At 34.1% G+C, this 21,322-nt stretch carries 13 protein-coding genes; 5 read left to right on the forward strand and 8 right to left on the reverse strand.

Annotated features, from left to right (window positions below; all coding sequences use genetic code 11):
• Positions 1–57 precede the first annotated feature (57 nt).
• The gene (locus AAYQ19_RS04950; protein ID WP_343534512.1) at positions 58–981 is read right to left on the reverse strand and encodes a FecR family protein; all 924 of its coding nucleotides are present in this window, start codon (positions 979–981) and stop codon (positions 58–60) included.
• 83 nt (positions 982–1,064) lie between these two features.
• On the reverse strand, positions 1,065–1,589 hold the full coding sequence (locus AAYQ19_RS04955; protein WP_343534514.1) for an RNA polymerase sigma-70 factor: 525 nt from the start codon (positions 1,587–1,589) through the stop codon (positions 1,065–1,067).
• Positions 1,590–1,856: 267 nt separating this feature from the next.
• On the opposite strand from AAYQ19_RS04955, the gene AAYQ19_RS04960 reads away from it, so the two are divergent.
• The gene (locus tag AAYQ19_RS04960) at positions 1,857–2,921 is read left to right on the forward strand and encodes a phosphatidylinositol-specific phospholipase C1-like protein (RefSeq protein ID WP_343534516.1); all 1,065 of its coding nucleotides are present in this window, start codon (positions 1,857–1,859) and stop codon (positions 2,919–2,921) included.
• Positions 2,922–3,187: 266 nt separating this feature from the next.
• Here the strand turns inward: AAYQ19_RS04960 and AAYQ19_RS04965 are convergent, their stop codons facing one another.
• Positions 3,188–5,125: a metallophosphoesterase gene (locus AAYQ19_RS04965; RefSeq protein WP_343534518.1), complete on the reverse strand. Its 1,938-nt coding sequence runs from the start codon at positions 5,123–5,125 to the stop codon at positions 3,188–3,190.
• Positions 5,126–5,298: 173 nt separating this feature from the next.
• Here AAYQ19_RS04965 and AAYQ19_RS04970 point away from each other — a divergent pair, with 173 nt between their 5' ends.
• Complete coding sequence (locus AAYQ19_RS04970; RefSeq protein ID WP_343534520.1) at positions 5,299–6,219, forward strand: bifunctional helix-turn-helix transcriptional regulator/GNAT family N-acetyltransferase; 921 nt, start codon at positions 5,299–5,301, stop codon at positions 6,217–6,219.
• Between the two features lie 145 nt (positions 6,220–6,364).
• On the opposite strand, the gene AAYQ19_RS04975 is transcribed toward AAYQ19_RS04970, so the two are convergent.
• The 4 genes from AAYQ19_RS04975 to AAYQ19_RS04990 form a co-directional block, all read right to left on the reverse strand.
• On the reverse strand, positions 6,365–9,028 hold the full coding sequence (locus AAYQ19_RS04975; protein ID WP_343534522.1) for a beta-1,3-glucanase family protein: 2,664 nt from the start codon (positions 9,026–9,028) through the stop codon (positions 6,365–6,367).
• A gap of 176 nt (positions 9,029–9,204) precedes the next feature.
• Entirely contained in the window at positions 9,205–13,161 is a 3,957-nt protein-coding gene (locus AAYQ19_RS04980; RefSeq protein WP_343534524.1) for a family 16 glycosylhydrolase, read from the reverse strand.
• 218 nt (positions 13,162–13,379) lie between these two features.
• Positions 13,380–16,310, reverse strand: a complete 2,931-nt coding sequence (locus tag AAYQ19_RS04985; RefSeq protein WP_343534526.1) for a triple tyrosine motif-containing protein — start codon at positions 16,308–16,310, stop codon at positions 13,380–13,382.
• A gap of 271 nt (positions 16,311–16,581) precedes the next feature.
• Positions 16,582–17,217: an HAD family hydrolase gene (locus tag AAYQ19_RS04990; RefSeq protein WP_343534528.1), complete on the reverse strand. Its 636-nt coding sequence runs from the start codon at positions 17,215–17,217 to the stop codon at positions 16,582–16,584.
• Positions 17,218–17,433: 216 nt separating this feature from the next.
• Between AAYQ19_RS04990 and AAYQ19_RS04995 the strand changes: the two genes are divergently transcribed.
• A complete protein-coding gene (locus AAYQ19_RS04995) occupies positions 17,434–18,603 on the forward strand; it encodes a BT3233 family polysaccharide utilization protein (protein WP_343534530.1) in 1,170 nt (389 codons plus the stop codon).
• A gap of 105 nt (positions 18,604–18,708) precedes the next feature.
• On the opposite strand, the gene AAYQ19_RS05000 is transcribed toward AAYQ19_RS04995, so the two are convergent.
• Positions 18,709–19,830 carry a LacI family DNA-binding transcriptional regulator gene (locus AAYQ19_RS05000; RefSeq protein WP_343534532.1) on the reverse strand — a complete coding sequence of 374 codons (1,122 nt, stop codon included), beginning with the start codon at positions 19,828–19,830 and terminating at the stop codon, positions 18,709–18,711.
• A gap of 370 nt (positions 19,831–20,200) precedes the next feature.
• Between AAYQ19_RS05000 and AAYQ19_RS05005 the strand changes: the two genes are divergently transcribed.
• Both AAYQ19_RS05005 and AAYQ19_RS05010 read left to right on the forward strand, forming a co-directional pair.
• The gene (locus AAYQ19_RS05005; RefSeq protein WP_343534533.1) at positions 20,201–20,650 is read left to right on the forward strand and encodes a NanQ anomerase/TabA/YiaL family protein; all 450 of its coding nucleotides are present in this window, start codon (positions 20,201–20,203) and stop codon (positions 20,648–20,650) included.
• Between the two features lie 2 nt (positions 20,651–20,652).
• The gene (locus AAYQ19_RS05010) at positions 20,653–21,321 is read left to right on the forward strand and encodes a bifunctional 4-hydroxy-2-oxoglutarate aldolase/2-dehydro-3-deoxy-phosphogluconate aldolase (protein WP_343534535.1); all 669 of its coding nucleotides are present in this window, start codon (positions 20,653–20,655) and stop codon (positions 21,319–21,321) included.
• Position 21,322 lies beyond the last annotated feature (1 nt).

Here is a 21,322-nt window from a genome sequence, read left to right on the forward strand (position 1 = left end):
TTTTTTTACGATACTTAATTTATTCAAAGGCAGTTGTTCTCAGCAACTGCTTTTTTTTTAATCCACTTTTACTATTTCGCCATAAACTCGGAATTTAAGGTTGGTGATATACTTTATTTGCTCTAAAACATTCTCTAATGTTGCGTCTTTCTTAATGAATACCGTTAACGGCGTTGCTAATACGCGTTCATTATCATACTCAAATGAAACTCCGTATTTATATTGTAAAATGGTGATGACTTGTTTAAGTGTGGTTTGATTCAGCGTAACATCGGTGTTGTACCAATTCACCAAAAATGATTTGTCTGCCAATTGTTTGCTCAATTTATTCGATTCGAATAAAGCTTCTTCATTTGGGACCAAATCAACGCTTTGTCCTTTTGAACTCACGTTTACTTTTCCGGTTACGACAATCACTTCGCATTTTGATTTTGAAAGCTGAATGTGAAATGATGTCCCAACTACTCTAGTTTTGATTTCTCTTGAAGTAATGATAAAAGGATGTTTTTTGTCTTTGGCGATTTCAAAAAATGCATTTCCTTTTAATAGAGTAACTTTTCTTTCCTCTCCCTCAAATTTTTCAGGATATTGGAATAATGAATTTGCTGCCAGATAAATTTTCGAGCCGTCACTTAATTTGATAGATTTGGGAATCGATGACGTTTTAAATGATAATTGCTTTTCGACTGCAATTTTGGGTTTCAAGAAAAATCCTAAACCAACAAGAAAAAGAATACTGGCAGCGGCCATATATTTTAAATAAGGATAAAAAGTTTTCTTTTTTCCTATTCGAAGCTGAATATTATCGTATATATCTTGAGAAACTTCATCAGGATTTCCCATTGAAGCATCATCCCATTTTGATTTTTGATATTGAGTAAAAGCAAAATCATTCAACAGATTTTCCTCGGCAATTGTTGTTTTGTTTCGTGAACTTTTATCTACTAAATGTTCTAAACTATGTGTGATTCTTTTTATCATAATACTTATTGTTACCTATAAGTACCAGAATCTTGAAATCGTACTATCGGCAAATATTATGAAAACATCAACTGAAAGTTATCTTAAAAGTTTTTATGAAAAATAATGAATGGCGCCAGCCAAGCCAAGTCTTTCAAGCCTTCGCGCAATTGTTTTAATGCCGATGAAATTTGGTTTTTCACTGTTTGTTTCGAAATTCCAAGCTCATCTGCAATCTGATCGATTGACATATCCTGAAATTTGTACATCAATAAAACTTCTTTTCTTTTCTCCGGAAGTTTATCTAATAAGGCATAAAGCAAATCCATCAATTCGGGATCAATCGATGCAAAATTGTCAATGATATAATCTTCAAACTGATCTTCTAAAATTGTCTTATCAAAGCGATTATTTTGATAGTGTTTGAAAACCTGATTTTTTACGGCACGAAATAAATAAGGTTCGATCGCATTAATATTAAGGTCGTCTTTTCTTTCCCATAAATCAATAAAAACATCCTGCACAATATTCTGCGCCAAGTCTTTATCCTGAGTCATCGTATAGGAAAAAGCATTTAGCTTTTTCCAGTATTGTGTATACGTTTTTTCAAAAATTTCAGGGTTTTTCATGGTGACTTTTGGTAGCATTTGGTGTTGTAAAATAAGGAAATACGGCACCAATACTTTTTGCCTGAAAGTTATCTTTAAATTAAATTATGAATTGCTTTGTTTTAATAATACTACTATTTTTGAGGAAAAATGATATTTGGTTTGCGATTTCTTTTCGTTTAGCTAACACAAAAAATAAATTGCAATCCTATTTTAGTAACCTCTAAAAAAGCAAATTCTCTTTTTGCTGCGTCCTCAATAGTTCCACAATCCTAATTTCATAAAATCATGAAACAAATTCTGCTTGCAGCATTATTTGCCGGGGCTTTTCAATTAAGTAACGCGCAAAATGACAATTTAAAAATCAATCAAATTCAAGTTATTGGTTCGCACAACAGTTATCGCCATGCCATAGAAACTGACTTATACAATACCATTCAAGCAAAAGATACCTCGCGTTCATTAAAAGGACTGCAATACACACACATTAGCATTTCCGACCAATTAAATAAAGGACTGAGAAATTTAGAAATCGATATTTATGCCGACGCAAAAGGCGGGAAATATGCACATCCAAAAGGTTTGGATATTGCAAAATCTGAAGAAGCTTACGACCCAAACGGAGAAATGAAAAAACCAGGCTTCAAAGTTTTCCATATGCCCGATATTGATTTTAGAACTTCTTGTTATACGTTCGAAATCTGTTTGCAGGAATTAAAAAAATGGTCGGATGCTCATCCAGATCATGTTCCTGTGTTTATTACTCTGGAACCAAAAGACGGCGATGCTAATTTCTTCGGAACAAAACCAGAGGATTTTACTGCCGAAGTTTTTGACCAAATGGATAAAGTAATTCGCAAAGAATTAGGAAAAGATAAATTAATAACGCCAGACATGGTTCGCGGAAAATACAAAACGCTTGAAGAAGCTGTTCTCCACAACAACTGGCCAACGCTAAAAAATGCGAGAGGAAAATTTTTATTCTTATTAGATAATAACGGCGCAAAAAGAGATTTGTACGCATTGAATCATCCGTCCCTTAAGGGACGCGCCGTTTTTATTAATGCAGAGCCAGGAAAACCAGAAGCGGCATGGTTATTCCGAAATAATTCTGAGGATCCATCAATTTCTGATTTGGTGAAAAAAGGCTACATCATAAGAACTAGAGCCGATTCTGATACTAAAGAAGCTCGCGCGAACAATTATTCACATTTTGAAGCCGCAAAAAAATCAGGCGCTCAAGTGATTACCACAGATTATTATTTGCCGAGTACGTTCTTTAATTCTTCGTATCAAATTAAATATGACGATGGGACTTATGTTAGGACAAATCCAATAAACGGAGCGAATTAATTTATTTAACGTTTATTTTGTTTCAGGTTTCAGGTTCTTATTGGAACCTGAAACCTGATTTTTTTTGTAAAGAAAATGGCGCACAGATTTTACGGGTTAAACGGATTGGCACAGAATTGTCTTCCTGAGCGAAGTCCAAGGACACTTTTGTTGAGACATATTGAGAGTTTTTGCGCATATCCTTCAACTTCGCTCAGGAAGACAAAAAAAATCCGCGACAATCAGTTAAACCAGTTTAAATCTGTGTGCCAATTTAATCCAATAATTTATTTCATACTCCTAATCTCGCCCGATTTCAAATCAACCGTAAAATGATCTGCTGGAACTTCGTGCATGAATTTATTGAAGATAATCAAGAATAATTTCATTTGTTTTTTAAGAAGTGTCTCATTCGAAGCATCATTATTTTCCAAAAACAATTTCGATAACACTTTATATTGTTTTGCTCTTTCTGTTCCAACATCAATTAGAGCCAATTCATCGGCGCTTCTAAAACGGTAAAAATCAATCAAAAGATCATTTCCTGTCCAATTGAAATCTTCAAATTTGAAATTATTTTGAGTTAACATTTGTTCCGATTTCAGTTCTGCTTCCTTCCATTCTTTCTCAAATTGGGATTTATTTTTCAGAATAAAATCAAAATCCTTATCTGATTTAATATTGGCTAAAACCAATAAATCTCTGGCAGAAACATTCAGAATAAAATCTTTAAACGCAGAAGGCCAATCGTCTTTTAGAAAACGAAGTCGGACTAATTCCTTCAAATGAAAATCGGTAAACTCATGATAACTTTTGGTTTTCAAAATAGCTGCATTCCAAATGTCCTTATCATTTTGACTTTCCAAAAACTGATATTCCATTTTGTACAAATCAAAAAGTTCATCAAATCTTGGCACATTATCAATCGTAATGGTTTGAATATCTACAAAATTATTTTTTTGAATCGTCAACAATTTATAAGCCGGAATATATGCTGCAAGCGAAGGTGTTTGAATATTCACCAAAGTATTGCCGTTTTTGGTTGTTCGCGTTCCCGTATCATTAATGTGCATGTGGCCTCCAAAATGAATTTTCAAACCAGCATCAGCAAAAACCTGCGCTACTTCTTCAACCGGAACTCGGTTTAATTGCCACTTATTTGGCCCTAAAAGTTCTTTAATTTCCGCGGAAGCGTCATCATTAAAATCAATCATTGGAAAATGGCTAAAAGCAATCAACGTTTTTCCTTGAAGTTTGGCTTGCGCCGAAATATCCTGAACCCACTTTATAAGGTGTTTTTTGTTGGAAAGTACATTATTATAACCTGTACTGGCTTCAGAATAACTTTTGGAATCTTTTGGATCTTCTCCATTTTTCTTCGGAATGTAAACATTTCCGTCAATCGCCATCAACCAAAGACCGTCAATGGGTTCTACAACATAACTTACATCTGGAACTTCGTAGCCTGGTGCAACTTCATACACTCTATTTTTCAGAGCTGAAGCTTCGATAGCTTTTGAATAATTATAGTTTTGACTGTCGTAAGACGAAAAAGGAGTTGCCCAAAACTTGTTTTTTTTATTCGGATAAAAACCGAAATTCTTGAGATCATCGGTTATGCCTAAATAACCCATTTTAGCAATATCGGCTGTTATGACAACTGGCTGTTCGATATTCATGTTTGGCTTATACATGCCGTCTTTGCTAAAAATGGGTTGGCTTTTTCCTTCTTTCCCTAAAAAATCTTCTTTCCCCGATTCCTGAGCAAATGGTCCAACCGGATCATGATTTCCAGTGGTTATAAAAAACTCAATACCATATTTTTTTTGATATTGATCTAAAATTCTTTGCAATCCGCGCACGTGTATCGGTTGTCCGTCATCGGTGTAATCGCCTGGAAGCGCAACGTATTTTATCTTTCTTTTTGAAATATCTTCCAGCGCTGCGATGAAGGCAAAATAATTTTCATTGAAAATTCTCGTCGAATGTAACTGCGAGGCCATCGTTCTTATTAACGCATATTTTTTTGTTTTGGTATTCAAAACACCTTTAAAATCATTATCTGAGAATGTTCCAAACAAATCTTGAAGATGAACATCAGACAAAAAAGCGACCTGAACGCCTTCTAAATTCTTTGTTTTTTGAGCCGAAATAGTATAATTGGAAAAAATAAAAAAGAAAAGAACTGCGTATATTTTATATAGAGGTAAAAATTTAGGATTCATAAAAATGGGAGGATTTGAGGCATTTAAAATGGTTTGGCAATTTTATAAATTTAATCGCTCAACATCTTTATCTTATTGTTATCGAATGATAATGTTTTCTTTTAAATTATATTTAGTTGACAAAAGCAACTATATTTCATATATTTGTAATCTAAAAATCAATTTTTCAAATTATGAATACGCTTACTTCAAAAATTAGAAGTTTCAATCGCTTTTATACTACACATTTAGACATTTTAAGCCAGCATTATCTTGACAGCAATTATTCTTTGACTGAAGTTCGAATTCTGTATGAAATCAGCGAAAGCGAAATGATTACGGCTCAAAAAATTGCACAAATCTTGAACTTAGACAAAGGATATTTAAGCCGAATTTTAAAACGTTTTTTGAAAGAAGATTTAATTGAGAAAGTTTCTTCTAGCGAAGACAAACGCGCATTTCATTTAAAACTGACTTCAACAGGAAATACCTTGATGAAAGATTTTAATTTGAAATCTGAAAAACAAATTGAAAACAAAATTGAAAATCTGAATTTCTTTGAAAAAGAAAATTTAGTGCAATCCATACAAACTATAAAAAATCTTTTGACGGAAACTAAACCAAGTCCAGAGGATATAAGTTACCGATATAACATTTCTCCTGGCGACATTGGGTATATTATTTATTTGCACGGATATATTTATGGAAATGAATCTAATTTTTCAAATGAATTTGAAAAGTATGTCATCAAAACCTTTTATGATTTTTTAGAAAAATATTCTCCCGAAAACGATCGCCTTTGGATGGCGGAATACAATAACAAAATTGTAGGTTGCATCGCCATTGTTCATCAACCAAAAGAAGAAGCGCAATTAAGATGGTTTCTTCTAGATCCCGCTTTCAGAGGTTTAGGAATCGGAAAAAAACTTTTAAATGACGCAGTAGCTTTTTGTCGTGAAAAAGAATTCAAAAATGTCTTTTTGCTTACCACAAGTCTGCAAAATACAGCACTTGAAATGTATAAGAAAGTTGGTTTTCAACTTACAAAGTCTGAAGAAGTGGAAGAATGGGGAAAAACTTTCAATGAAGAACGATACGATCTTAAATTGGATTAGAATTATAAAATAAGAAATGTATTGTTTTTTTTTAATCTTCTTTCGAACTTCTAAATAATAGAAAAGGCTGTCATTTCTGACAGCCTTCAATTACATTAAAACCTAAAATTAATGTATTTAAAGCCATATGGCGAATGGCTATAAATTATTTTTTGATAAATCGTCTGGTCGTTTGTTTGCCATCTTTTTCAAAAACAATAAAATAAATTCCTTTTTTCAAATGTGAAACATCCACACTATTTGAGTTTATTTTTTGTGATGAAATAGTTGTACCAGATTGCGAATCAATAATACTTACATTTCCGCCAGAAACATTGCTGGTAACAAAAAGCGTATTATCGGTCGGACTAGGATAAACATTCAAAACAGTAGTTTCGGGTTCGGTTTCTACAGTTTGTGAGGCCATTTTAGCTGTTCCGCCAGTTTTTGTAATTTTAATCCAGTTAATATTCATTCCTGTATTTTGAATGTAAATTCCAAAGTTGTAAGTTCCCGCATTTACATTTACGGTTTGAGAAACTGTTTGCCAATTTTGCCAGCCACCAGTGTTTGGGATATCAACATTTCCTAAAACAATTGATCCTCCATTTAAATCAGAAGATAATTTACCTCCAGTAACCGCACTTGCAACTCGGTATTCAATCAAATAAGAACCCGTAGTAGGGAAATTAATATTGTTATAAGCCATCCAATCACCAGTTTCTGTATATCCCACGTTTGATCCTCCACCAGTGTCTGTTGTGGCTTCAACCTGAATTCCACTCATGGCTGAATAATCCTCAGCCTGAATTAAAACTGAAGTTTGAGAACTCGTTGCCGGAATTAATTTCCATTGTCCACAAGTCTGATTGTTATTGTCCCATTGCTGTATAATAGCGCCAGAAGCTGTACTTGCTCCAGCAACCTCTACAATTCTACCACTGTGACGCGCAACAATTTTATAATAACCGTCTCCAGTAGAGACCAAAATAAACTGCTGATTTGTTGTTGCGTTATAAGGATATTGCTCTAAACGTGCTCCATTTGCTTTGTTAAAGCCATTAATATCTAAAGACAAACCACTGTGATTTGCAATAATCTTATACATTCCATCTCCCAAATGTGTAAATACAAATTTCTGATTGTTTCCAGAATTAAGTGCACCCTGGTTAATTCCAGCGGCATTTGCCATACTAGAATTCCAAACATCCATATATAAGCCACTGTTTCTATTTTGAAGAAAATAAGTCTGATTTCCTAAAGTTGTGGTTCCATTTGCAATAATACGAATTGAGCTTACTTTGTCATTCCAAGTTGTGTTTAAACAAGAGTTATCCGAATTAATTACGGTTGAAGCACCTGCAAAATTATCGTCCTGATATAAAATTGCCTGATAACCTTGCGTAATTTTAAGCGACGAAATATCATCATTTAAAACGCCTAAAGTATTTAAACGCGCTAAATTATAATCACCAATTGTTAATCCGCCAGAAAAGCCCGTATAATTACAATCTTTATAAACCGTAACTACATCTGTTGTAGCGGGAACAGAAGGCACAGTTCCGGCATATCCTCCAAATACCGCAATTACTTTTGTAGGTTGAGGCGAATGTAAGGATGGCGATTGATCTGCAACATCATCATAGGCAAATCCGTAAGCAAGATTATCAATACTGATTCCTGGTAAATGCCAGAATTTTGAATAATGATTGGTTGGATTTACCTGATAATATTTCGAAGCATCATACCAATTTTGTTGTCCCGGATTTGTTGTTGTAACATTTACAACATGCCTGTTTATAGCGGCAGTTAATTGTGCCTGAATTACTAAATCCAGATCGCCGTCTACAAGTCTTCTGTCCAGAACACCTTTTCCTTCAAGAGCTTCCTGCGTTGATGGTCGATATTGAACTCTTCCTGTTCGTCCCACAAATCCACCTGATTGTCCAACCATTTCCAGTTGTTCACCTATAACTCTTCCTTTAAAAACTCCGGCATCTCCAGCATAAAAAATTAAATCTTCATTTTTGTATTTGTTCCAAATTGCATCAATGTATGATTTTAAATAATTAGCTTGTGGGCCAGCTGTAGTCCCTCCTGTTCCATCGGCAAAAGCTGGAGTTTTAGAAGGCGCTGTAATTTCGCCAGTTGCATCATTAACACAACCTTGAAATTCGGCTGGAACATTTGCTTTAAATGCTGCCACGATATCAGCGTGTTTTTTTAATTCTCCAACACGTTTCTGATAACCATTTGCTCCAAATAATTCAAGTCCCATTGGATATTTATACGAATCAACGCGAGTTGGATTCCCGAAGAAACCATATTGATTGTTACTTAATTCAATCATTTCGTAAAGAATTCCCTGATTTGGATCTGTCGCATTTTGCGGATTTGGAGATGCATAACCTGAAGGCGCACCACTAGCTCCAAAAAAGTAGAAATACAATTGTTGCCCTTTTGATATAAAAACCCTGCAACCTGCAATTAATGGCAAAGTGAAAGTTTTATTGGGAATTTCACTCAATTTTGTAAAGCAAGCCGCGTATTTAGAATTTTGCCCCGGTCCTGTATTTCCCCCGATCGTTGGTCCTGTAACCGTATTATAAGAGGAATTCATTGGCAAAACCTGGCTTGTTTTGGCATCTACCCAAACATGGTTTCCTGTGGTATAATCTATACCTACAATGGCCACATAGAGTTCATTATCATTAAATGTCGAAGCATTTGTAATTGTAAAAGGAATTGGACCTTGCCCGTACATAACATTTGATAACACTAAAAATAGTGTTGCCAGAAAAGAAAATCTTTGAAGTTTAATTTTTTTCATATCTAAATAATTTTGGGGTTATGTAAATAGATTTTAAACCAAAGCCACTTCTTTATAATGACTTTTTTTTTATGATCCATCAGGTGTAATTATTGTGCTATTCTTAAATTTAAACTTCAGTTATTGAACCGATATTTTTTCTTAAAATTTAAATTACACCCAATGGATTTTTTTGATTATTTCTTAATCAGTTTTTTAGACCAGCTTTTTTGGTCTGATTTGAAGTTCAGAATATAAATGCCACTTTTAAGTTTACTGACATCTATTGTACTTTCATTACTTTCCGATTTTGTCTGAAGTATCAAAGTGCCCGAATTATCATAAATTGTGATCACTTTATTGTCTAAATTATCTGGTGATGAAAGCTGTACATAATCGCTTGTAGGATTTGGATACATTGTAAAAATGGCTTCTGCTTCCTGAGGCTCTTCAATACTATTTAATGCTTTTTTCGCAGTCGACGCTGTTCCATAAGCTTCAATTTCATACAACGAATATCCGTATGGAGCCAAAGCTTTTGCGGTACATAAAATCCTGATGTATCTTCCTGTTCCGCTTACGGCTAGATCATCTGTACCTCCGTCACTTGCCGTTTGAGTATTTATGGTTTCGTTTTCAGTAAAAACATTATCCGTAGAAATCTGAATTTTATATTGTGTAGCATAAGCTGCTTCCCATTTTAGAACAACCCTATTAATGTTGTAATTGCTTCCCAAATCAACATAAATCCACTCTGATGCATTAGCAAAAGAACTTGCCCATCTTGTTCCGGCATCACCATCTGTGGCTTTGGCCGATGTAAATGTTGCATTTTCTTCTGTAGACGCTGTTGTAGTTTTAGCCAAGGCCAAATTCACATTCGGGTTTGGCGCAATAGTCTTAACTGTTACATCACTGAAAACTCCTGTTGTCAACGTTCCGTTTGCGTGAGAAGTAACCGCCATTCCCACATAAATTGTACTTGCCATTGCTATAGTTCGTGCTGAGCCAATTTGCGTCCAAGTTGTTCCATTATCCGAGGAATAGGATGTAAATACATTTCCTGATCGTACTAAACGAACCCATTTTGGCGCAACTCCTCCAACACCTTCAAAAACAGTAGTTCCAGAAGTTGTATCTCTTGATAAAAACTCAATACCAGCACCCGGGCTTGCATCGGTCATGGCGTGTTTGGAAGTTGGTGTAAGCGTTTCACGAAACATAACTCCCGCTTTAGCGTATGTACTGGTATTAGTTAATGAATTTACTTTTGCAATAATTTCAGCATCACCTGTTATAGGCTGATATACATATTGAAACTGATCACTTCCTTCCCAAATATCGTTTCCTGAGCCTTTTATTGTGAAAGTTCCGCTAGCATATGTTGCTTCTCCTGCAGGTGTAACAGCTCCCAAATCTGTACTAACCCAAGGAGATGGCAATCCTGCTGGTGGATTTTCTGTAGAAACTAAGTCTAAAGCTCTTATGTTATCAAAATAATAGGTGTTTCCAGAGCTTGTTCCAGGTTCAAACAAAAACACAAAACGGCTAATTTCGCTATCCAATGTTGAAGCATCTGGCGAACTTGCATACGTAAAAATTACAGTATGCCATGCATTTGTTTGTTTTACAACGCCTTGATAAACACTATGTCTTCCGGCAGGATAATTTGACGGAATCGAAGCATTACTTTCAGCTTGCCACGAAATTATAGAACCAACTGGTGCCGAAGTATAAACATCCATTGCAAATCTTTTAGTTCCGGCTTTGAAATCACCAATATTTGCCATTGTTGTATTGAATGAGAAATTATCATACAACTCGGTTGATTTACGAACGTATTTTGCCACGTTCGATGAAGTATTTATTCCGCTTGCATTTGGATTTGCCGTGTTTGGAGTATACGTTCCAATGGCATCTCTAAAAGTAATATTGTGTGTATTTTGATAATCTTCATACACAACGCCTGGATTAAATGTATCCGGAAGTTTTGTTGAACCAATTCGAATATTGTCAAAATAATACGTATCACTTGTATAAGAGCCCGAATTGAACAACAAAACCATTTGGTTGACAGCAAGATTTGAAGTTCCTAAATCTGGACTTGAATTATAATAAAAAGTCAGTGTTTCCCATTGATTTTGTTTTGTTGTAATCGCTACGTAATTACTATTTCTTCCTGTTGGATAATTTGCAGGGAGTGAAGTTGCACTGTTTTCTAAATTCATACTAACCACAGTTCCAATTGGCGCTGTGGTATAAACGTCAATCATTACTTTGTTCGTCTGATTTTTTATTAAACCTGCATCTTCAATTGTGCTTTGTGTATTAAAGAAAAGTACATCATATTGTTCTGTTACATTTCGAACGTACTTTGCCACATTCGCGGAAGCGTTAACAGAATTTGATCCCGGATTTGCCACAACAGAATAAGTTCCTGTTGTTGTTCCTTTTATAATTTTATTGATTCCGTCGTAATTTTGCAGAACATCTGTCGCAATAATTGGTTTTTCTGGCGCCGCTTTTGTCAGCAAATTATCAAAATAATATGTCGCTCCCGAATTAGAATTAGATTCAAAAAGAATTACAACATTATTGATTGACAATGCGCTTGTATTAGGATCAATTACTTTTTCGAATTCAAATTCTATAGTTTCCCATTTGTTTTGAACTGTAGTAGTCGCTTTAAATCCGCTATGTCTTCCTGAAGGATAATTAGTAGCAGTCGTAACTAAACTGTTTTCTAACTGCATTGAAATTTTCGTTCCAACAGGCGCAGAGGTATAAATATCAAAAGAAAGTTTTTTTCTCCCATAAACATAATCATTCGCATTTGTAATGGTTACATTTTTAATATTCAAGACATCATATAATTCTGTTGAATTTCGAACATATTTTCCAACCAAAGTCGAAGTGTTAATTCCTGTGGCCGAAGGATTTGCAACAGCTTCGGTCAAAACACCCGTTTTAACAGGGTAAAGCACGTTTCTGTTCGTTTGGAAATCTTCATGAATTTTCTCCACCGGAAGCGGAACTTCTGTTGTTACGGGTAATTTATATGTATTCGCATTACAACCACTAACTGTTGCGGCAACCGAAACATCTCCACCCGTTGTTCCCCAATTAACTGTAATTGCATTTGTTCCTTGTCCAGAAACTATAGTTGCTCCAGACGGAACTGTCCAATTGTAACTTGCACCAGAAATTGTATTGATTGAGTATGTTTTACTGGCTTCATTTTGATACACTTTATTATCTCCAGTTACTGCATATTTAAAGCTTCCGTCATAAACGCGCACATAATCAACTTGTAACTTTGCTGGAAAATCACCCGGAATTGGTGCTACACCAGAACCATTTACACTTGTGTAAGGCGTTCCTGCACTACCAACAGCAAGATTTAAAATGATATAAAATTGATTGTCATTAAATGGCCATCCTCCATTTACAGTAGTATTTGGCGTTGCGGTATGGAATAAAACATCGTCAACATACCATTTAATGATATTTGGCCCCCATTCTACTGCATAAACATGGAAATCAGACGACAAATCTGTTGGAGAACTGTAACTTCTTCCTGTGAAGTGATAACCGCCGCCATCATAATGAATGGTTCCATCTATCGATTTTGGATTTCTGTGTTTAGCTTCCATAATATCGATTTCACCCGTATATGGCCAGTTTCCTACACCATTTGCAGGCAACATCCAAAATGCTGGCCAAGCTCCTTGTCCGTTAGATAACTTCATGCGAGCTTCAACTCTTCCGTATTTAAAAGAGTATTTTCCATCCGTAATTAATTTTGCCGAAGAATAAGGCTGATCCGGATAAGCTGCATTTGGATTGTATTTGGCTTCAATGTTGAGATAGCTGTTTGATCCTTCTTTTACAATTGTTGCCTGATTTGGATCGTAGCGTTCTGCTTCCGCATTTCCGAAGCCACATAGCGATGGACAACCATTTCCTGAGACACTTTGCCATTTGGAAGCATCAACGGTCGTACCATTAAATTCATCAGACCATACTAAAGTATTACATTGTGCATGAGTCTTTAGAAAAGGCATAATTACAAATAATGCCGTAATGCATAATCGTTTAAATAAATAGGAATTTCGTTTCGGTGGTCGGCCGAAAAAAGAGTCATTTTGTTTCATTTTTTTTTTGGTTTATTTGTTAGTAAAGCACATTCGTTCGATAAAAATCTATTTCTAAAAACAGACTAATATTCCGACGAATACAGCGCAATATTAATTAATAAACCAGTCAAAACTTACATTTTCGACTACGGTTTGACTACGGTGTTCATAAAAAATTGTAATAAATAGCGTTCAAAACCAATAAAACTGCTTGAGATTTTACCTATAATAAAATTTTAAAAATTGAGGATAAATTCAGTAATGTTAGCATCAGAAGGCAACTGCAATTTTTTCCTTATGCGGTATCGCGTATCTTCAACACCTCTTACAGAGATCCCTAAAAGCGGCGCAATTTCCTTTGTATTAAAGTTCATTCTAAGATAGGCGCACAAACGCATATCGCGGGGAGTCAATTCTGGAAATCTGGCTTTGAGCCTTTGCATAAAATTGTCATGAAGTTGGTTGAAGATTTCTTCAAATTCGTTCCAATGTTTGTCGCCCTGCAATTCATGATCAATCAACTTATTGATTTTTGCAAGTAAATTAAAATTCACAGTTGGATCATTTTTCTTGTCTATTTGTCCAATAAGTTCTTTAATTGAAAGCAGAATCTCATTCAAATGTATCAGATTGACAGTATTCGAAGCCACTTTCGCATTTTTAAGATTGATGGTTGCTTCGAGGTTTTCACGCATTATTGCCATATTTTCTTGTTCCAAAGCTAATTTTTGCTCATTAAGTTCTGCTTTATTTCGAAGCAGTTCTTTCTCCTGACTTAAAATTAACTGTTGTCGTTCACGCTCAGCAACCCTTTTTTGGTATTGAATAATGATATAAATCAAGATTACAAATAGTGCCAAATATAAAATATACGCCCAAGTTGTCCTGTACCACGGTGGCAAAATTTCGAAACTAAAAACTGCTTCCTCGCTTACAACATCATAAATGTTTTTTGCTCGAACATGAAATACATATTTATTTTCAGGAAGATTTGTATATTCCTTTTCCGTCTGAAGGCTATATTCTGACCAAGTTGGTTCAAAACCTTCAAGCCAATATTCATATTTAGTTGCTTCAGCATCATCAAAACAAAGCGAGGCAAACGAAAAATGCATGGCATTATTAGAATAAGGTAAAACAGCAACTAATTTATCATTGATCGATCCTGTTTTATTTGGCAAAACATCATATCGGCTGGAGAATAACAAACTGTCTTTTGGAAAAATACATTTAACTTCAGAAATAACAGCTTTGTATTTCATCTCATAATTTTTCCTCTTAGAAGCACTATAGTGAATTAATCCATCTTGAGTTCCAAAAAAAACATCGCCACTTAGAGTAGTCTGAATATTTTCAAATCCAGGAACATACAAATAACGAAGTTTTCTAAAAGGCAATTCTTCAATTTTAAATTGTCCATTAGATTGTTTGCTCATTTTTCCAGTATTTTCTCCCGAAACATACCAAATGTTGTTTTGATTATCTGGTTTTAGCAAACGAATATGATTTTCTAATCCAAGATATTGTTTAAAAACAGGGTCTGGAATCATTTTTTCAGAAGACAAATTTTGTTTGTAAACACCTTTTGTTGTTCCAAAATAAATTTGATTTTCAATCTTAAAAGTATTCAAAAACAAACTCGACGGAAAGCCGCTTTTGTCATTATAAAACTGAATTTTTGAAACTGAATCGAATTTTTCGGAAAACTTCAGTTTAAAAATTCCCTTATAACCATGTGCAATCCAGACATTTCCTTTACTATCTGTTTCGATAACGCGACAACTTTCTTCAAAGCCTTTTATTTTGTGTTGATAAACCCAAGAATTGTTTGTTTTCTTTAAAAGATACAAACCTGTATAACCGCCAACTAACAATAATTCAGGATGATTTGGCATAAGAATTCCTTTCCATGCGCCATCAATTTTGGCTAACGCTTTCGCAGAATTTCCATTGATTTCAAATATTCCGTTTTTTTCAAAAGCCAAAAGTGTGTTGTTAAAAATGCCAATATTCCAAACATTTTCAGACATTCCAGCAATATGCTGAAAGCTTATATTTTCTCGTTTTCCATTTTTATAATCTTCCCAATCGATCCAGAACAAACCATTATCTGTACCGATGTACAATTTATTTTGATAAATCTGACTACAATATATTTTGGTTTCAGAATTAGAACTATCCAAAATTCTAGATAAAGGTGAAGAAATCTGGATCAACGAAATTCCTTCTTTTAATGTTACCCATAAATTCCCCTCTTTATCTGTTCTAAGATTAGTCACATAATCATTTTGCAGACCCATTTGTTTATCAATATGCTGAATCATTTTTCCTTCACCATTTATGACTATCAATCCAGTTTGACGGGTTCCAATCCCAAAATAACCATCTGAAAGCTGGATTCCTGCCGAGATTTGATTCTGCTTCAATAAATAATCTGCTTCAGTTGCAAAACGTTGGACAATTTTATTTTTATAAGTGAAAAGACCATTTTTCTGTGTCAATAATAAAAGTCCATTTTGAATGGCAAAGATTTTCCTAATCTGCATTCCGGCAAATTTTTTGCCATCGCCGACAGCTACTAATTTATCATTCTGCAATTTCAAAAGACCTTTTACATTATCGGTCACAAACAATTCATTGTTGACTTCAAAGAAATCATCAAAATTTTCTTTTTCCTGTAAAACTTTGATTTTATTATTTTTATAGATAAATATTCCTTCATAAGAAAAAAAAATCACCTCATTATTTCGGACAATGGTACGCTGAACATCACCAAAATTGCGAGCTGAAACCGGAATCAATTTTACTAAAGAATTATATTGATACTGACCGTTTGGTAATTGAATTACATATCCCAAATCGCCTTGCGCTCCAATATAGATTTTATCTTTTTTATCAATCGCCATAGAGCGGATCATACTTCTATTTTCTGGTTGTGTTACGATACTCCATCTAACGCCATCAAATTGCATGATCCCAAAATGATTGGCAAAAAACATCATACCTTTTGAATCCTGCAATACATCCCAATTTTCTGATGCTGCTTTGTATGATTTTGAAGTGTAATTAGTAATAAAAGGGACCCCAATCTTTTTGATTTGAGATTTGATGATTGGCGAAATAAATAATAAGGATAAAACTAAAATTCTAATTTTAAATTTTGTCATTCTCATTTTGTCTGTAGGTTAATTTTGTGATCTTAAGAAATCACGATCTATAAAATGCCCCTTTGGGAAAAGGCTATTTTATGAGAAAACCATGCTATTTTCTTTGCAAATCATTACAAATTCATCATAAAATACTTGCTAAAAAAACGAATGCATAAAATCAAATATATGAAATTTAATTTTAATGTAACAAATTACATTCAAATAAGAGAATATGATAATTTAAAAATTCTCAATCCCAACCATGAATTTTGACAAAATTATATCCGAATTAGAAATCAAGTTTTTCAATTAATTCTTCATAAGAACTAAAAAGCTCTGCTCCCTCATCTTTTAAATCTTGATTATTGTAGCCGTTGGCGAAACCGTACACTTTAAATCCGCCTTGAATTCTGGCCTTTACTCCTGCTTTGCTGTCTTCCAAAACAATGCAATCTTTCACTTCGAAACCCATTTCTTGTGCAGCGTGCAAAAATATTCCAGGCTCTGGTTTCCAACTGTTGATTTGATACGAACTGAAAATTTTATTTTCGAATTTATCCAATAAACCCGCTACTTCAAGATTCAACCTTATTTTTTCGACCGGGCCACTGGAAGCCACGCAATACGGAATTTTTAATTTTTCGATAAATTCGACAACACCTTCCATTGGTTTTACCTGTGTTTTGAAAGCTTCAAAACTTTTTTGACGATATTCTTCTTCAAAATTTTCAGGAAGTTTTTGATCAATTGCTTCTTCAATATGTCGGAAACAATCTTTTAAATTTCGTCCGTTAAAATTGCGGTAAGCATCTTCAATATGCATTTCGAAACCATGTTCTGATGCCATTTCAAGCAAAATTCCATTCCCAATTTTTTCCGTATCGACTAAAACTCCATCGCAATCAAAAATTATACATTTAACCATTTTACTGATTTTCACTTAATTAGAATTCATACTTGTACAAAAGACAAGTATTGAAATTTACTAAAAAAAATCCAAGCCAAAAAGCCATTGAAATGCAAACCCTACCAGATATTCAATACTTCTGTACAAAATTACCCTACTTCTGTATTTGTATGTGGCATTTGATTTGTAATTTTATAATCCTATCGAACCTATTAAAAATAAAAAAATCAAATTGTGAAAAAACAACTTTTTCTACTAACCCTTTTGACTGGCACATTTGCCTTACATGCTCAAAACAAAACAATCACAGTAAGCAATTCCCTAAAAATTGATCGCGAATTTGAAACAGTCGAATTGACTAAAAAAGCACTCGGATTAGATGCCAATGCTAAATTGGAAAATTACGCCATAAAAGATAAAAGCAACAACACTTTCGTAGAAACCCAAACGGTAGATAATGACGGCGACGGAACGGCCGATGTATTATTATTTCAGCCAAAACTCAAAGCTTCATCCAAACAAGATTTTGAAGTTTTTGTGGGAACAAATCCGAATGCTTCGAAAGTAGTTAGTTGTTATTCTCGTTTTGTTCCAGAACGAACAGACGATTATGCGTGGGAAAATAACAAAGTCGCTTTTAGAACCTACGGACCTGTAGCACAAAAAATGGTGGAAGATAAAGTTCCAGGCGGTACTTTAACGAGCGGAATGGACGCGTGGCTGAAAAGAGTCGATTATCCAATTATCAATAAATGGTACGAAAAAATGACTTCTGGAAAAGGAACGTATCATAAAGATACTGGCGAAGGTTTGGATAATTTTCATGTGGGCGATAGCCGTGGCATTGGCGGAATTGCAGTAAATGTAGATGGGAAATATTATTTTTCTAAGAATTTCATCAGCTGGAAAACCATCACGACGGGTCCAATTAGAACGAGTTTTATTTTGACTTACGCCGATTGGGATGCGAAAGGAAACAAGATAACCGAATCAAAATTAATTAGTTTAGATTACGGAAGTTATCTTTCTCGTTTTGAAACTACGCTTACCGGAGCAAAAACAATTTCAGTTGGATTGACTCTTCATGAGAAAAAAGGAACTATTGGTACAAACCTAAAAAATGGCTGGTTGAGCTACTGGGAACCAATCGACGATTCTGAAATCGGATTAGGATTAGTGGCTCCAAAAAACACTTTAGCAAGTTTTGACAATCACGTTACAAACGAAACTGATTTAAGCAATTTGTATGGAAATATTCCGCTTAAAAACAACAAGGCAATTTATTACACCGGTTTTGGATGGAAAAAAGGAAGTCCGTTTCAAAACAAACAAGAATGGGAAACGTATTTGACTTCTTTTGCAGAAAAAATTAATAATCCGCTTATTGTCAAAGTGAAGAAATAAAACTATTGGCCACGGGTTTTACGGATTTAAACAGGTTCATACTGATATACTTTTAAATATAACCTGTATAAATCAGCCTAAATCCTTAAAACCCGTGGGCTAATATTATCTTGAAGAAGGCAAATAATTTTCTTTTAGTATAATTTCTAAAGGAATATAGTGCGTGTTTTCGGCCGGCTCTTTAAGAACTAACTTTTTGTATAGATAATTAATTCCCATATAGCCTTGCTCCTCTGGCCTTTGGTTAATTAAGAAATCAATAACGCCCTTATTCAAATATTCGACATTCTCTTTCAATAAATCGAAGCCAATAATTCGCACGCCCTTAATATTGTTTTTTTCTAAAAATCGAGCGACAATATAAGCTCTTGAATTAGGCACAAAAACACTGTGAATGTCTTTAAACATCTCAAGATTGAGCTGGTCTGTTCCAGAATCTTTTACAGTAATTTCCGAAAACTTAAAATTGGTAAGATCATTATTATCTTTAAAATAAGAATAAAAGCCATCTATTCGTTGCAGATATACGGATGTACTTTCAATTTCTCTTGCAATTTTGAAAATCAAAACTTTCCTTTCATTTTTTACTGCAAAACTAATTAGTCTTCCGGCAAGGTAACCACTCTGAAAAGCATTTTGCCCCACATAAGCATGTTTGCTTTCTTCAGAAATATTTGAATCGATCATCACAACTGGAATATCCTTCTTTTCATATTCCTTTAAAAACCGAATGGAGTCTTCATAAAAAATAGGTGCAAAAAGCAATCCTTCGCAATCAAATTCCAAGACTTTTTTAATTTGCTTCTGAAAAGATTCTGTATTAAAATCGTAGAAAAAATAATCCAATACAATTCCGAATTTCACAAATTCTGCTGCCGCTTTTTCTACTCCCGAAATCTGACTTTTCCAATATTCCAAATTTTCATACTTCGGCAGAAAAACTGCAATATGAAATTTCTTATTTAATGCTAAATTACTCGCTAAAATATTTCGTTTATAACCATACTCTTCGATAATAGCATTCACCTTATCGACGTTCTCCTGAGCTACCTGTCCACGATTGTGAATAATCCTGTCGACCGTTCCTGGTGAGACATTAGCAAGTTCTGCAATTTTTTTAATCGTTATAATATCGCTTATTTTTAAGTTAAAAAATTCTATTAGCTCTGTAAAATTATTATTTTTTTTATCAAATATAAGTTGTTTTACATCACTTTTTATATACATTTGTAAAAAACCGTGTGCGTACACGCAAAAATACACAAACCATCAAAAACAGCACTATTTTTTGTGATATTTTTTTCGCTTTAGCGGAATGAAAAAATTTAATCAAAATTAATAATGATTACTGATTCAAAAAGTTCATTATCAAATATTTTAATCGAATCATTTAAACAAAAACTATAAATAATACAAAACGATAAAATAAGCTGTTTCAATTGTTTAAATTCAAGCGAAAAGCAAAACATGACAACAGGAATATAAATAACACGTAAATTACTAAAAACCAGTATTTTAAAATATTTTATCTAAACAAAAAAGTAAAGACTATTTGTTCTGTAAAAACAGACAATAATAAAATATAAAACCAAATAAAATGATAGTAGACTCATTACACAATGCAGCAAAATATTATGGATTACATCCGAATTTCAAAAAAGCTTTTGATTTTGTAAATCAGAATGATATTAGCGAGCTTGAAGAAGGCGTTATCGAAATTGCTGATGGACTTAAAGTAATTGTAATTGCAGGACAAGGAACAACTAAAGAGGAAAGCATAAAAGGTTTCGAATGCCATGACAAAAATATCGACATACAAATTGTTGTAAAAGGTCCAGAAACTTATGCATGGAAGCCAAGAGAGAAATGTGTAAGTCCAAATGGAGATTATAGTGATGAAAAAGATGTTCGTTTTTTTCATGACAAACCAGATATGTTTTTTCAGTTGCAGGAAAAACAGTTTACTATTTTATTTCCAGAAGATGTTCACGCCGCTATGATTGGCGATGGTCAATTGAAAAAACTTGTTTTCAAAGTAAAAATTTAATCATGAAATCTATTCAAAATACAATTGAAATTATTGCAAACCAAGGCATGCTCCCTTTGTATTTCAATACCGATCAAACAGTCAGTATAGAAGTATTACGTGCTCTATATAAAGCAGGAATCCGAGCAGTAGAATATACAAACCGTGGCTCAGAAGCTTTAGCAAATTTCAGAAAGATGGTTGAAGTACGAAATGCCGAAATGCCCGAAATGCTTTTAGGGATTGGAACCATTAAAAATGAATCACAAGCCAAAGATTTTCATAGTGCAGGCGCTGACTTTTTCATCAGTCCGGGTTTTGTTCCAGAAGTTGCGAACTTTCTAAAAAGCAACAACTTATTATACGCACCTGGATGCATGACGCCAACCGAAATTATTGCAGCTGAAAATGCTGGCGTTTCATTCATAAAACTTTTTCCTGGAAATATCCTTGGTCCTGACTTTATGAGCAGCATCAAAGATGTTTTTCCTAATTTGACTTTCATGGTCACTGGTGGTGTTGATACTACTTACAGCAGTATTCAGAGTTGGTTTACAGCTGGCGTAAATGCAGTTGGATTAGGAAGCAAATTGATTACTAAAAAGCGCATGATTGAAGAAGATTATGCAACCATCGAAAAGGAAACAAAAACGGTCCTAGACATTATTCAGACTACTAGAAAACAATCATAAC

It is taken from the genome of Flavobacterium mesophilum, from assembly GCF_039581405.1.
In the GTDB taxonomy this organism is placed as follows: domain Bacteria; phylum Bacteroidota; class Bacteroidia; order Flavobacteriales; family Flavobacteriaceae; genus Flavobacterium.

Coding starts and splice junctions, on each gene's coding strand:
- AAYQ19_RS04950 (WP_343534512.1), bottom strand. CDS start 981: ATGATAAAAAGAATCACACATAGTTTAGAACATTTAGTAGATAAAAGT.
- AAYQ19_RS04955 (WP_343534514.1), bottom strand. CDS start 1,589: ATGAAAAACCCTGAAATTTTTGAAAAAACGTATACACAATACTGGAAA.
- AAYQ19_RS04960 (WP_343534516.1), top strand. CDS start 1,857: ATGAAACAAATTCTGCTTGCAGCATTATTTGCCGGGGCTTTTCAATTA.
- AAYQ19_RS04965 (WP_343534518.1), bottom strand. CDS start 5,125: ATGAATCCTAAATTTTTACCTCTATATAAAATATACGCAGTTCTTTTC.
- AAYQ19_RS04970 (WP_343534520.1), top strand. CDS start 5,299: ATGAATACGCTTACTTCAAAAATTAGAAGTTTCAATCGCTTTTATACT.
- AAYQ19_RS04975 (WP_343534522.1), bottom strand. CDS start 9,028: ATGAAAAAAATTAAACTTCAAAGATTTTCTTTTCTGGCAACACTATTT.
- AAYQ19_RS04980 (WP_343534524.1), bottom strand. CDS start 13,161: ATGAAACAAAATGACTCTTTTTTCGGCCGACCACCGAAACGAAATTCC.
- AAYQ19_RS04985 (WP_343534526.1), bottom strand. CDS start 16,310: ATGACAAAATTTAAAATTAGAATTTTAGTTTTATCCTTATTATTTATT.
- AAYQ19_RS04990 (WP_343534528.1), bottom strand. CDS start 17,217: ATGGTTAAATGTATAATTTTTGATTGCGATGGAGTTTTAGTCGATACG.
- AAYQ19_RS05000 (WP_343534532.1), bottom strand. CDS start 19,830: ATGTATATAAAAAGTGATGTAAAACAACTTATATTTGATAAAAAAAAT.
- AAYQ19_RS05005 (WP_343534533.1), top strand. CDS start 20,201: ATGATAGTAGACTCATTACACAATGCAGCAAAATATTATGGATTACAT.
- AAYQ19_RS05010 (WP_343534535.1), top strand. CDS start 20,653: ATGAAATCTATTCAAAATACAATTGAAATTATTGCAAACCAAGGCATG.